Origin of the sequence: Labrys okinawensis (genome assembly GCF_047345005.1) — a bacterium.
Taxonomy (GTDB): Bacteria; Pseudomonadota; Alphaproteobacteria; order Rhizobiales; family Labraceae; genus Labrys; species Labrys okinawensis.
Genome location: NZ_CP178864.1, coordinates 6,031,205 through 6,044,602 on the forward strand (window position 1 = coordinate 6,031,205; position 13,398 = coordinate 6,044,602).

At 55.2% G+C, this 13,398-nt stretch carries 10 protein-coding genes and 1 pseudogene; 3 read left to right on the forward strand and 8 right to left on the reverse strand.

All coding sequences use genetic code 11. The annotated features are described in order from the left end of the window. Positions 1-26: 26 nt before the first annotated feature. The 6 genes from ACMDCR_RS28070 to ACMDCR_RS28095 form a co-directional block, all read right to left on the reverse strand. Positions 27-905, reverse strand: coding sequence for a glycosyltransferase family 2 protein (locus ACMDCR_RS28070; RefSeq protein WP_413989769.1), 879 nt, complete (start codon positions 903-905; stop codon positions 27-29). 1,071 nt (positions 906-1,976) lie between these two features. Then, on the reverse strand, positions 1,977-3,596 hold the full coding sequence (locus ACMDCR_RS28075) for an ABC transporter ATP-binding protein (protein ID WP_413989770.1): 1,620 nt from the start codon (positions 3,594-3,596) through the stop codon (positions 1,977-1,979). A gap of 8 nt (positions 3,597-3,604) precedes the next feature. Next, positions 3,605-3,805: a hypothetical protein gene (locus tag ACMDCR_RS28080; RefSeq protein ID WP_413989771.1), complete on the reverse strand. Its 201-nt coding sequence runs from the start codon at positions 3,803-3,805 to the stop codon at positions 3,605-3,607. Between the two features lie 1,036 nt (positions 3,806-4,841). Beyond that, complete coding sequence (locus ACMDCR_RS28085; RefSeq protein ID WP_413989772.1) at positions 4,842-6,041, reverse strand: glycosyltransferase family 87 protein; 1,200 nt, start codon at positions 6,039-6,041, stop codon at positions 4,842-4,844. Positions 6,042-6,504: 463 nt separating this feature from the next. Beyond that, positions 6,505-6,717: a hypothetical protein gene (locus tag ACMDCR_RS28090; protein WP_413989773.1), complete on the reverse strand. Its 213-nt coding sequence runs from the start codon at positions 6,715-6,717 to the stop codon at positions 6,505-6,507. Between the two features lie 168 nt (positions 6,718-6,885). Beyond that, positions 6,886-7,637 (reverse strand): IS5 family transposase gene (locus ACMDCR_RS28095; protein ID WP_413988602.1). Its coding sequence is split into 2 segments (ribosomal slippage): positions 6,886-7,304 and positions 7,304-7,637, totalling 753 coding nucleotides; the frame shifts between segments, so codons are not numbered across the junction. 468 nt (positions 7,638-8,105) lie between these two features. Between ACMDCR_RS28095 and ACMDCR_RS28100 the strand changes: the two genes are divergently transcribed. Genes ACMDCR_RS28100 through ACMDCR_RS28110 form a run of 3 tightly spaced genes read left to right on the forward strand, consistent with a single transcriptional unit; the run spans position 8,106 to position 11,651 of the window. After that, positions 8,106-9,548 (forward strand): UbiA family prenyltransferase, encoded by a 1,443-nt coding sequence (locus ACMDCR_RS28100; protein WP_413989774.1) that lies wholly within the window; start codon positions 8,106-8,108, stop codon positions 9,546-9,548. A gap of 1 nt (position 9,549) precedes the next feature. Beyond that, positions 9,550-11,274, forward strand: a complete 1,725-nt coding sequence (locus ACMDCR_RS28105) for a hypothetical protein (RefSeq protein WP_413989775.1) — start codon at positions 9,550-9,552, stop codon at positions 11,272-11,274. After that, the gene (locus ACMDCR_RS28110) at positions 11,271-11,651 is read left to right on the forward strand and encodes a DMT family transporter (RefSeq protein WP_413989776.1); all 381 of its coding nucleotides are present in this window, start codon (positions 11,271-11,273) and stop codon (positions 11,649-11,651) included. The genes ACMDCR_RS28105 and ACMDCR_RS28110 overlap by 4 nt, the downstream gene beginning before the upstream one ends. Positions 11,652-11,975: 324 nt before the next feature. Here ACMDCR_RS28110 and ACMDCR_RS28115 read toward each other — a convergent pair. Further along, positions 11,976-12,238, reverse strand: a pseudogene (locus ACMDCR_RS28115) (integrase core domain-containing protein); the annotation flags it as partial. Positions 12,239-12,334: 96 nt separating this feature from the next. Then, complete coding sequence (locus ACMDCR_RS28120; protein WP_413989777.1) at positions 12,335-13,366, reverse strand: alpha/beta hydrolase; 1,032 nt, start codon at positions 13,364-13,366, stop codon at positions 12,335-12,337. Positions 13,367-13,398: the final 32 nt, after the last annotated feature.

The window sequence follows — 13,398 nt, forward strand, 5'->3', positions numbered from 1 at the left end:
AACCTATGCTCCTCTTACCAACCGTATCAGAATTCGTTGCCATACGCGGGCAAACTTCTATCTCGGAATAGTTTTCTTTTGATGATCTTGCGCAATTTATAAACTCGGCGATCCACGTAAATCGGCAGGGCAGCCCGGATCAGGATCTTCTGAAGGGCCGAATAAGAGGAACGATCAATGTAATGCCGACATTGGGCCGCGAAGAGGTGCCGCAATGCGATCATGTGTTCGACTGGGGGCTTCGTGCCTTTTGCTGGTGAATAGGACTTGGTCACCAGCCTCTGGATAAATGTGACTTCCGGAACCACAGCCACGGCCCGTTTCAGCAGCGAAGGAAACAGGATCAAATGATCCAACGCCCAGGGGTGCGGAAACGCGGCCCAGCAGTCTTGAAAGTCGGCGAGCAGCGCATCCCGGCGCCAAAGTCCGTAAAACCACCCGGCGTGGGAATTGAACATCAACTGGATGACCGCGGAGACAGTTCCTTTGCCCTTGAATGGCCTCGGCCTGCTCAGCCGGACCTCTTTGTTCCTGGATGTCGAACGTGTGCTCGCAACTGCAACGTTGGCAGTGGGGTCGGCGATGAGCGCGTTGTAGAGACCTTCGATGTAATCCGGCGAAGACAGATCATCATGAGCGCGCCACATTACAAACTCTGTCTCGCAGTCGCGCAACACGCTTAGAAAATTCGGCATTGCGCGGATATTTTCGGGATGCCGGACATATTTAACGCGCGGATCTTTCCTCACATACTCCTGGGCAATTTCACCCGTATGATCCCATGAGGCATTATCATATATGCGAATTTCAATGTCCTTCAGTGTCTGCGAAATGAGGCATTCGAGACACTCCGCAAGCTGGTCGCCGCCGTTATAGACGGGAACACCCACAATGACTTTCGGCATGAATACAACCCAACCGTGGAGGCAGTGTGGCCTTACATCTGGAGGGGTATGAATACTTTTTTTTCCAATAAGTCAAGCGCGTACTCTTCAAGGGGAACTGAAGGACGCATCGCCACTGATGCAATTTATCCCAAAACAACCATACAGTAACGTTGCTTCATTTTAGTGTTTTATAGCCTTAGAATTTTTATAAAATCCGAAAGTGGTAAGCATATAAGCCTGCAAAGTCGACACACCTAGTAAATTTTGGGTATATTAGCATGTCGGTTTTCTGAATGTAATCTTATAATCCTGTTTCGCTACACCTACGATAACGATATCAAGGAGTTTATTTCGGATTCTGGATCGCTCATAATTCAGAATATCGTATTAGTTGCATTAATTCAGTTTCACACTTTGAAAACTAAGTGCTGTCAGCTATCCCCACGCGTTTTCTTTTTTTGCAGAAATGTTACAGAATAACTCGAACACTAAGATGCCGTAACTAGGCAACGTGCGTGGCCGTCTCGGCACTGTGCGGTCTAGGGCGCTATCAATTGGCCAGCGCAGTTTAGATTGGGGTCAGAATGCATTCAAATGCAGTTTTGAGAGTAGCAAGTCACCTGTTCAAATCCCCATCTTAACTTTTGGAATCGCGGTCGGCGGCCTTGAAGAAGAATTGCCAGTTGACGGAAATCGCACTCGTAACTATCCGACTGCACGGAGCCGAAGGTAGCGGAAGGTACTGGCGCTAGCAGTCGCTGGCGATGTCTAAGTTATATTCTTCACTGACGATGAAAACGAGCATGGGAACATCGGGCCTACGGAATTTGTGATATGACTGCTTAGGAGAAACTTGGGAATATCAATTCCGGCCTAGTTTCTGTCAATTGTCATCTTCCAAACGGTCGACGGATCATCTGTGGCTTCATAGAAGCCTTTGCCAACGCGTTGCCGCTCCAGCATCCGAGATTGCCGAATAGCTGCAATGCCCGAGGCCGGAGGAGCTTGGCGACCAGTTTATCCGTAACATCGACCAGCGTGCAGTCGGATCGAGTAGGGCATGATGACCTTACGGAATAAAGGGTTTTCTTAGACCGGCGCGAGTTCGAGCTCTTCGCGGAACTGCACGGCGTGGAGATAGGCATAGCGCCCGCCGCGGGCGAGCAATTGCTCATGCGTGCCCTCTTCGACCACGCGGCCAGCCTCGATCACGCAGATCTTGTCGGCCTCCTGGATCGTCTGCAGGCGATGGGCGATGACGACGACGGTGCGTCCGGCGCACAGATCGTCGAGCGCATTCTGCACGGCCTGCTCGGATTCGGAATCGAGCGCCGCCGTCGCTTCGTCCAGCAGGATCATCGAGGCATCGCGCAGGATGGCGCGGGCGATGGCGATGCGGGCGCGCTGGCCGCCGGAGAGCTGCAGGCCGCGTTCGCCCACCTCGGTATCGTAGCCCCGCTCGAAGGCCTGGATGAAATCATGGGCATAGGCCGCCTTCGCCGCCGCCTCGATCGCTTCCTGCGAGGCGCCGGGATGGCCGAAGGCGATGTTCTCGCGGATGGTGCCTCCGAAGAGGTAGACGTCCTGGCCGACATAGGCCATCGCCTCGCGCAGGCTGCCGATCGAGACCTTGCCGATATCCTGGCCGTCGATGGTGATCACCCCCGATTGCGGCTCGTAGAAGCGCAGGATCAGGTTGACCACCGTCGACTTGCCGCCGCCGGACTGGCCGACCAGCGCCGTCGTCTTGCCAGCCTCGACATGGAGCGAAAGCTCGCGCAGCACCGGCTCGTCCGGCTTGTAGCCGAAGGTCACCCTGTCGAAGACCACGGTGCCGCCCTTCTTCACAAAGGCCGGCTTGGCCCGTTCGACCGCCCCCTCCCCGGCGGGCGTGTCCATGATCTCGTAGAACATGCTGACGCCGGCGATCGCGGCGTTGAGGCTGACATTGGTCTTGGCCAGCGCCTTGGACGGGGCGTACATGGCCAGGAAGGCGAACAGAAACGAGGCCAGCCCCCCAAGCGTCAGCTCGCCATTCGTGATGCGCCAGCCACCATAGACGATCACCGCCGCCACGGCGACGCCGGCCATCGTGTCCATGATGGGATCGGCGCGGTAGGCCAGGCCGGCCATCTTGTTGGCGGCCATCTGCGCCTCGAGGATGCCGGCTTCCATGCGCCGGCGCATGGCGTCCTCCATGCCGAAGGACTTCACCACGCGGATGCCCTGGGAGGTTTCCTGCAGGGTGCCGGTGATCTGGGTGGAGCTTTGATATTGCCGTCTCACCAGGCGCCCGACCCGGCGCGTGACATAGCGAAGCCCGAGGATCGCCGGCGGCATCACGATCATGGCGGTGAAGGCCAGCAGGGGATCGCGCACGAACATCACGACCACGAGCGAGATGACCTGCAGCACATTGGTGACCAAATCCACCAACAGGTTGGAAGCCCCGCGTGCGGAACTGGCAACAAAGCCGTTGGAGGTGACCATTTCGCTGGAATGGCGCGCCGTGAAATACGCCATGTCCTGCTGCACGACATGGTCGAACAGGCGCCTTTGGATGTTGGCGATGATGCTGTTGCCGATCCTCGCCATGATCGTATCCTTCAGGTAGCCCGATACGCCCCTGACCAGAAACACCACGATCGCCGCCACCGCCAGGCCGGCAATCGTGCGCAGGCTGACATCGCCCCCCAAGGCGCGGATCACCGGTCCGATCAGCCAGGCCAGCAGCCCCCCATCGCCGCTTCCACAGCGCCCGCCGCGATCGAGGCCGCATAGAATTTGAGATTGCGAACGCCCTCATCCCGGAACAGGCGCCGCAGCAGCGGGATCGCGTCAATGGGGATCTGCTTCGAAATATTGGTCTTGGTGGTGGAAATGACAACAACTCCTGTACTCGCGCGCGCTTCTAGCATTCGCATAGCGACAAAGCTAGTTTCCCCGTGCCGTGATCTTGCCTTTCCGATACCACGGGCGGGAACTATGATCCCGCGATACGCGGTGAGGCCGACCCGCCGGCGGCCGCCGATTCCCCCCTCAAATGACTGTTGCAAAGGGAAGTTTCCGCCAGCCTGTCAGGCGCGCGCTTCCTGGTCGGCGGATTCGGCAACGTGGCGGCAGGACGCCGGCGGCTTCCTGGGCGAGAAGGCTGGAGTTCGTGCGGATGGTGCCCGAGAACGAAGCTGTCGGGGTCCAGTCTCCGCTCGCGGCCCAAAGGGCCGGGCCGAATATGCCGAGGACGACCACAGCAGCACCCACCCACACGATACTGACCGCGATTGGAAGCCAGAGAGGGAAACCGGGGACTATGTAGGCCGCTACCCGGAAGGCGGCCACGATGTAGGGCCAATACGCTTTTCTTCCGCCACTAAAGTCCTCCCGGCCCACGCGTGATCTCGACCCCAAGCATCCATCATATTTATATGAATTGGATCAACCGCGCCGACCTGGTAGCGCTCTAAGCTAGATCGCGTGGGCCTGGAAAATGTGTGGGCCCTCCAAGTCGACCCGATCTCGGCGCGGCACGTCTTGGCCGCGATGGAGATGGCCTCACTCGCATGGGTTGACTGGTTCAACGACCGAAGGCTTCTCGAACCGATCGGCAACATTCCGCTCGCAGTGGCCGAAGCAAACGACCACCTGCATTGAACAAACCGCCAATCGCGGCGCAATTCGATCAAGCCAGCGTCCGGCAGGTCCAGGGCAGTTCGCGGCGCGACCGGAAACCGCCCCCGATATCGCTCGTCAATCGGCCGCCAACGTGTAGCTCTTGGCGACCGGATTAACCCCTGGAGGTAGCCAGCTGACCGGTTCAAACTCGGGGCAGGCTCGTCCGCTCAGAAACTCCCCCCAGCCGGGTGGTCCAAAATCGGAGAGCATCTGAGCGATAAACCGACTCCTTCTCAAACCAGGAAAAAGGGGGTCTCAGGTCAACCCGCCAGTCTGGAATAGTCACGAATGACCCATGCTTCCCGTCGAAAGTCCTGAGACACCGCTTGTCACGCGTGCCGACGATTTGCCAGGTTCAACCCGCAACAGAGGGGCCCGCATTTCGATCAGCAAGATTCCGACGAGCATAAGCGCTCCAAAAAATACGTGTGACTGCAGGAGATCCAGCGACGGGATTGTAGGATCGCTGGCTAGCGCCCACGGATATCCAGTCAACAGCAGGGAAACTCCCAATAACGTAAGCGCAATCCGTGCCCGTGCACCTTGCCACCGCTCGAACACCCCCTTAAGCGCAACTATATAGACCGGCAAAAGGATATTGTAGTGGTGCACCCAAGCGATCGGTGAGGCCATGGTAAACAGCAACGATGCAGTGCAAAACTCCAGAAGCCTTGAAATTCGATCAGTGCCCTTGGAGCGAACCAAAAAAGGAGTGAGCAACATCAGAAGGCTTGAGATGATTGTCGGAATGTAAACTGCTGCGATATACGGGGGAAACGCGGATTGCGGAATCGAGCCGCTGGGATCCCGGTCAAGTGAGGGTCCCTGATACAGTTCGCGAACCAAGAAGCCACCAAGGGATTGATTCAGATGCTGATATTCCCCGTGCTTGGACAGGAATGAAAGCACACTCAAATAATCGAGGTGGGTAAGCCAGCCGTAAAGACTTATGGAAAGCGCAAGTGACGCCGCCGTCACGCCAATCATTCCAGCGGCGAAGCGCCAATTTCTTTGCCAAAGCGCCAGCACGCCCAAGGGAAGGAATTGTGGCTTGACCGTTGCAGCCAAAGCGATAAGCGCCCCCGCTAACACACGCCGATCATTCAAAACTGCCCAGCAGGCGAGCAAAAAGAGGAAACCCAACAAGATTTGCATTTGTCCGATTTGAAAGGCCAAATTGCTGGGATAAAATCGGAGCGCTAGGATAAAGGCGATCGGACCAATCGGAACTGCGACCTTAAATATTCGAATCGAGCCTAGAACTCGAACTGAAAATACAGCGAATACGAGACCAGTCGCGATCAGCAGGCCAGCATTGATGAAGTTCAATTCCTCAGGCGTTCGAATTCCAATCCAACGCAGCAGATCAAGAATAAGCAAGCCAGCAGGGGGGTATTGAAATTTGACGTGTTCGGAAAAGAACAACGTCTGATAAACCAATCCCGAAGAAGGCTGCTTCAGGAAATCGAGGGCGCGCCCCATCGGAAGCCAAGAATCTTCGCCAGAGTACTTAGCTCGGAGTATAATATAAACGCAAAGCGTAAGGCATACTGCGGCAAACGCGATCCAAATGGCGATAGACAGCCGACTCGCCCACTCCCCGAGCGATGACGACTCAGCGGGCGGCGCATCGTAGTCATCAGGTTCTCTCGACGTCTGTGCACGATCAATCACGAAGAACCTCACTGTTCGGGTCAACAGCAATCCCGCGGGGCGACGTATTCATCCCTGGCACCTTGTCAGCTTTGCCGGCAGTGGGCAGCGCTTTCCTGATGAAAACATTTGAACCTCATTTCGCTCGCTGAGCGACACGTTTGTGAGAGACATAAGTTTATTTACCAGATTGATATCCTTCAACAAGATCGCATTTGGCGGATCAAATCAGGATAGCCCAATTGTAAGGTCTTATTCTTTTGAGCTAATCCCTCACCAACTTATTCACGCTTCATAGCAACCCTTTTTCGTATTGGTTCTTCTCCGGCCGATCCGAACCTGATCCTGGAACCAGACCTCGATTGCCTTGCGCCTTGCCTGTGAACCGCGCCAGGGTTGGCGGTGGCTCCAAACTTTGAAAGATTGGAGCAATGATCATTGATGCCGGAACGAAACTGCCCACATCCGCCGTTTGAAAATTCCTGGCTTGCGATGCATCGGTCATCCCGGGGCATGCCGCGGATAGACTAGCGGCGGCGTTTCGCCCATGCTTCTTTCGCCGGCCTAAGGGGGGCCGTTCGGTGGTCTGACCTGGGGAGATATGATCCTTGATTTGCACCGGCACGGCTTGTACGTGTCGGCGATCGCCCTGCCCCCTAGGGTCGAGACTCAATCAGAGCCACCAGGTGACGGCAGCAGCGAGGTATACGCCTGCAGCGAAGACGATAGCGAGTTTGTCATAGCGTGTTGCGATGCGCCGCCAGTCCTTGAGCCTGCAGAACATACGTTCGATAAGATTTCTCTCTCTGTAGAGGGGTGGATAGAAGGGATGAGGTCGCTTGCGGGTTGGATTGTTGGGTATGACCGGCCGAGTTCCGCGCTCCAGCAAGAATTGGCGGAGGCCATCGCTGTCATAGGCAGTGTCTGCCGCACACAAGGCGGCTGGCGGCAAAGAAGCGAGCAAAGGCAGGGCTACTCTGACATCGCCCAATTGGCCGGGGGTCACTTCGAAGGCTATTGGTCGTCCCCAACCGTCTACAACGGCATGGATTTTGGTCGTGCGGCCAGCGCGTGAGCGCCCGATCGCTTGAATTTGGTCCCCCCTTTTCCGCCAGCGGCGGAACGATGGGCCTTGGCGGTTGTGGAGTCGATCATCTGCGCCTCGCCAGGAGTAACCTCGATCAAGGCGAGGAACAGGCGACGCCAAATTCCCTGCATCGTCCAACGTCGAAAGCGATTATAGACGGTGGTCGCCGGACCGTACCGAGCTGGGCAATCTTGCCAGCGGCACCCACTTTTGAGGACGTGGACAATGCCGCTGATGACCCGGCGATCATCGACCCGATGCGCGCCGGATCGATGCTTCGGCAAGAGTGGCTCAATCCTCGCCCATTGATCGTCACTGAACCAGAACTCATTCGCCATGATCCAAGCTCCAAGCTTCATTCAAAGCTTTGAATCACATTGGAAAAATTCTTTCAATAGCTTGAATGAGTTTCGACCCTAGAGCAAAATGCGTCCTGGCGGGAACGGATCCCCAACGTTAGCGCATTGGTATTAAAAGCATTTTACGATTCTTGGTGATTCCATCTGAAGGCAAAACACCCAAGTCCCTACTGCCGAATATCCTCAAGGACCGCGCAAGGTTGGCCGTGACTAAGTAGTGTCACCATCAGATGATTGTGATAAGCTCGTGAAACCCAAGGAGACAGGGCCAGCTTTCGAATATCTCCATTCGATATCAACTACTCTTTTCGGCTATGCCGGGTTGATTCACTCTTTTAACGAAGATTATTTTTTGTTACGCTACCACAAGTAAATTGTTCGGTAACATTGACATTTTTGTCGTAGAATTCGACATTCTCTTAACACTCTATAGCTATTGAGGCAGGAATGGAAGTTTTAGCGTCGGCAGCCAACAAGGTGCTTAATCCACTCGTAGTCGATCTCGACGGAACCTTAATTGCGTCGGATCTTCTCATCGAATCTTTTTTTCATTGTGTTGGGAAAAGCCCTACCAGTTTGCCGTCTCTACTTTCTTCCTTGTTGAAGGGGAGGGCCCAGCTGAAACAGGCATTGGCGTCGCTGGTCGATATAGACGTTGCAACGCTGCCTTATAATCAGGAGGTCCTGGGTTTGATCGAAGACGCCCGTCGTCAGGGGCGTCAGGTTTTTCTTGCAACTGCTACCAACGAGCGATTTGCACGCGCCATTGCCGATCATCTCGGCGTCTTCGATGGCGTATTTGCCAGCAGCACAGATCACAATCTCGCGGGTGCCAACAAAGCGGTGGCGCTCACGGAAGCATTTGGCGAAGGCGGCTTCGACTACATTGGGAACCATCGTAGCGATCTAGCTATCTGGCGGCACGCCGGAAATCGCTATGCAATAGGTCTTGACGCGGGAACACTTAAGAAATTGCACGAGCTCGGCAATGTGATTGTGCTGAAATCGGCGCCCGCGAATTTGAAAACTTGGAGACGAGCCCTTCGAGTTCATCAATACGCCAAAAACATTCTTGTCTTTGTTCCTGCGTTTGCGGCGCACGCCTTTAACTTGGAAATTATCCTGCAAAGTTGCGCGGCTTTCTTTGCTTTCTGTGCAGCAGCGTCAGCGATCTATCTTCTGAACGATCTCGTGGATCTTAGCGACGATCGACTTCACCCGTCTAAAAGAAACCGGCCACTCGCCAGTGGCGCCTTATCCGGGCACGCGGCTCTTGCAGCGATACCTATTCTGGGACTGTGCGCTGTCGTGGCCTGCATGTTCTTACCATGGATATTTGCCTTAACGCTGGCCGGTTATATCGTCTTGACGACTTGCTATTCGTTCTGGCTGAAGCGCAAAAAGCTTGGCGACGTTGTTGGCCTCGCACTTCTGTATACCATCCGGCTCCTCGCCGGCGCCGCTGCAACCGGCATCGTTCTATCCGAATGGATTCTGGCGTTTTCGCTCTTCGCATTCACTTCTCTGGCCTTGATCAAGAGATATACCGAGTTGCTTGTTCGCCTCGATAATAATCTTCCAGAGTCAAGCAGCCGTGCATATATCAAGGACGATCTATTTATACTCGCGGCCCTTGCAGCGGCTTGTGGTACAAATGCGGTAACCGTCTTTACGCTATACATTACGTCGGATGCAGTAAAGGCAATGTACAGGCATCCGAATTATTTGTGGATCTTATCGCCCATTCTGCTCTTTCTGCTCGCACGCGCCCTCATGGTCGCGCATCGACGCGATATGCATGATGATCCGGTCATCTGGGCATTGCGTGATCGCACGAGTCGCATTGCCATGGCATGCTCATTCCTGATTGTCGTTTTGGCGTCGCTTTAACATGGCTCAATCATTTACGACGCCGACTACGCCTGCCTTGGGGGCTGGATCTGTTCGGTCTTGGTGCATTGCCTTCGCGATCGTATCGTTTGGCACCGCACTCTCCCTAGTAATGTCGGGATATATTGGTGGATGGGGCAATAATTACTACCATCTACCTATTCTTGCGGGGCTTTACAACGAGCCACAATTCTCCGGTGATATGTTCATCCAGAGTTTGCGCTTTTATTCATCGGGATTTTGGCAGGTACTTTCTGACCGCGTGCATGGCCGGGATGTTTATTGGATACTTTTTCTCTTTCAGATCCTATCGCGTATGCTTTTGTTTGCCGGTATGCTCGCGTGGGCAGACTTGCTAGGCATCAAGGCCAGCAAGGAACAATTGGTATTCGTCACACTGATCGCTCTTTCGTCCATCCTCCAGGGATTCGCGAAGGCGGGCGCCGGAGGATTGCTGATCGACGGTTTCACGCAATCCGAACTTGCCAATAGTACGACCCTTTTTGCGCTTGCCTGGGCCGCTCGCGGTCGGATTACCGCTGCATTCGTGATGAATGGCTTGACGTTCTTTCTCAATGCCTTTGTTGCCGTCTGGACAGTCGTCCCGCTGCTGTTCATCATCTGCACTCAATGGCGGCAGGGCAGGTGGACCTTGCGTTCGCTTTCCAAGCCGGCGGCACTCGGTCTGGCGGGTGCCGCGTTTCTGGCAGCACCTGTCGTCTACAATATCATGACGAACCCATACACCGAGGCGACGCCAGCCTTTGGTTACATTGACTATCTCAAGGCCTTCTATCCGTATCACTTCCTCGTTTCCTCCCTCCCTTTGCAAGACCTGTGGCAATTCGCCGTCATTTTTCTTTGTGGCGCAATTGCCTCATCGATGCTTCGGCAACCGCAGTCATATCTTATACCTGCGCTGTGCGGGGCTGTTGTCGTCTGGGTGATCGGAACCTTCCTTCCTGCCCTGACGGACGCAAGGATGTTGCTGAACCTGCACCTTCTGCGATCGGGCACGACTGTTCACCTGCTCTGCGCAATCGGCATCGCGGCCCTGACGACCAGATGGACATTCTCATCTGCCGAGTCCGATCGCCATGTATGGGCTCCAGCCATGGTCGCGCTGTCCTGTACATTCAAGACGATGCTGATCCCATTGCTCCTGGTGCTGGGAATACGCAGTCTGTGGCCCGTCGTCAAAACACCGTGGCGCTATTATGCTGCACCTGCCTTTCTTGCAGCAGCGGCCTTGTTCATCGCGGTGCACATCTATGGAATCGCGGTTTGGGAGCGTAACGCCCTGAATAGCCGAAACGACTGGGAGGCCTTGGCCGAATGGGCCCAGACCAACACGCCTTTGAAAGCGGTGTTCCTCATGCCTCCTGGAATTTCGCGGGGCACAGGGCAGATGCTCCCCCCGTCGAACGAGGATCAGGATAGGCTCTTCGAGGGGTCGGAGGTCTTCCCCTATTTTTCGCACCGCCAGTCCTGGGTATTTACCCCCTCCGGCGCCGCTGTCATGTGGGCACCCGCCTATTACTGGACATGGCGGAACCGGCTGACGGAGGTGAGAAACCTGAAGAACTTGCCCGATCGCCTCAATTATGCCGCTCGGCAGGGGATCTCGTATGTGGTCGACGGCTGCCTGCAGTCATCCCCCCAGGCGCCCGTGGCCCAGTTTGGCAATCTTTGCGTCTTTAAACCTTCAGAAAGCACGCCATCATGAAATTCGGGACCATTGTGCTCGTGCTCGTCAGCGTGCTGCTTTCCTCCTCCGCCCAGATCCTGCTCAAGCTCGGAATGTCAGCCCGATCCGTCCAGACGGCGATGGCGAACCGATCGGATCTGAGGGAAGTACTCGTCGTCGTTGCGCTCAACCCATTGGTCATATTAGGACTGCTGGCCTTTGGCCTAAGTGCTGTCGTATGGCTTTTGGTCCTTGCCCGTATCGACGTGTCGCAGGCCTATCCGTGTGTCGCCCTGGGGATCGTTCTAACCGTCGTCGCCGGAATCGTCCTACTAGGCGAACAGATCCATATGATGCGGATCATTGGCCTAATTGTGATCATTTCTGGCGTGGTCTTGATGGCGCGTGCGAATTAACGTGATCCTGATGGTGTGCCAGCACGATCACATATGGTAAGTCAGAACGAATTCCATTGTCGTTATTTTAGAATCGCCGAAGTGTTTTTGGGAATCGTCGGTGAAACGTCTGACATTATTTACCAAGGCAATGTGGACGTACACGATTGACTACATTCTGGCCGGCTCGGCGGAGAGTTGCTGTGGAACGGGATAGACGACGTCGTGAGACAGCGCCATCCTGGAGTAACGGCCCGGAAACGCTATGAAACATGGACGCGTTCGGATGCTCTCCTTGCGAGCGCCGGGGTGATGCACGAAGCGATTGCCAGCCGTCGCCTTCCTCTAGGTGTTCAGTCCCCAGCTCAAGTGGTCTGGCTGATGGCTGAAGCGTTCTGGCTCTGCACCCATGCCTTACAGATGGCTTCGCATGGCGTGAGGCCGCGTAATGTTTTCAGGCGCTTGGCGAAGTTGCAGGCGTCGAGGAACGTGGCGAGGTGGTGCCGAAGCTACCGATGGGTATCGTAGTGATAGCGCCGCACGGTCGCCTCCTCGAGCGTCCGGTTCATCCTCTCCACTTGGCCGTTGGTCCAGGGGTGGTTTGGTCTTGGCGAAGCATACGTCACTTAGGCTCGCCTGGGCGTTTCAGGTTTTGGCTGCAAATAATCAAAACGGTGGTCCATCTAGCGAAGGAACGAAACGGATCATCCGCCTCCCGCCGTCTGCCCCCCTGCCCTGTCATGCTGTAATCGGGTTTTCATGAAGTCGACAGATCGCTCCAAAGCAAGTTTTCCAGCGTCCGTTTCGAGGTTGAACTGGAATCCATGCCAAACTTTCGGAATACTATCTGGCGGGAAAAACAAGCGATCAAGCGGCACGCCATAACCGCCAACCTTTTTTGCGAGGGCATAAGACTGCGGCGCGAGAGCATCGTCACTTGCTGCCGACATGAATATCGGGGGAAAGCTCGATGTGACATGGTCAAGGACAGAGAATTGAGACAGTCTTGGATCGTTCACGAAGTCTTTGGTTCCAAAATAGGACCAAAGCACCCCCCTTCTGCCGAAACGTGCCAATTTGGTGTCGTACATGCCACAGTGGAATACCACGCCCAGTAACTGCGGTGGTTCGAGGGTCGGCACAATACCGACATCGGCTGCATAGGATGGGGAGGTGATGGCGTTCGCCACTTGCGCGGCAATCTGAGCGCCCGCAGAATCACCTGCGAGAAAGAACCGGGATGGATCCACATGCAAGCGCGCCGCATTCTTGCTGAGAAATCCAAGTGCGACGTTAACTTGCTTGACCGGAGTTGGGTAAGTTGAGCCGGGCGCCAAGGAATAATCGACGCCGACCGTGGTGAATCCTTTGGATGCCAGGATCCTCAAGTAATTGGCGATATAATCCTTGCTCCCTGAAATCCACGAACCGCCATGCACCCAGACGACCGTCGGTAAAACTTCATCGTTCTTATCGACCGTCGAAGGATAAAAGACATCGAGCTTAGGGTCGGTATCAGTTGCATCGTAGCTGATGTTGAGTTGGGCACTTACTCCGGCTGGAACATATTGTTCAAGCGCCCTGTTTGTGGCGGCGCCGTCTTTATCCCAGATGTAACGCCACATCAAAGCCGATGGCCAAGGGCTCCAATAATAAACGGCACCGGCAACGACGATGAATAACGCCATCACCGACGATACCCCCAGAATTGCCTTCTTGATGTTAATCTTGGCCACTAAACTGCCTCATTTCGACTGGTGCAATCTGC

What these genes read in the sequence shown, in the direction of transcription:
- ACMDCR_RS28070 (WP_413989769.1), bottom strand. Translation starts at nt 905, where the DNA reads ATGCCGAAAGTCATTGTGGGTGTTCCCGTCTATAACGGCGGCGACCAG.
- ACMDCR_RS28080 (WP_413989771.1), bottom strand. Translation starts at nt 3,805, where the DNA reads ATGCTAGAAGCGCGCGCGAGTACAGGAGTTGTTGTCATTTCCACCACC.
- ACMDCR_RS28085 (WP_413989772.1), bottom strand. Translation starts at nt 6,041, where the DNA reads ATGGGGCGCGCCCTCGATTTCCTGAAGCAGCCTTCTTCGGGATTGGTT.
- ACMDCR_RS28090 (WP_413989773.1), bottom strand. Translation starts at nt 6,717, where the DNA reads ATGACCGATGCATCGCAAGCCAGGAATTTTCAAACGGCGGATGTGGGC.
- ACMDCR_RS28100 (WP_413989774.1), top strand. Translation starts at nt 8,106, where the DNA reads ATGGAAGTTTTAGCGTCGGCAGCCAACAAGGTGCTTAATCCACTCGTA.
- ACMDCR_RS28105 (WP_413989775.1), top strand. Translation starts at nt 9,550, where the DNA reads ATGGCTCAATCATTTACGACGCCGACTACGCCTGCCTTGGGGGCTGGA.
- ACMDCR_RS28110 (WP_413989776.1), top strand. Translation starts at nt 11,271, where the DNA reads ATGAAATTCGGGACCATTGTGCTCGTGCTCGTCAGCGTGCTGCTTTCC.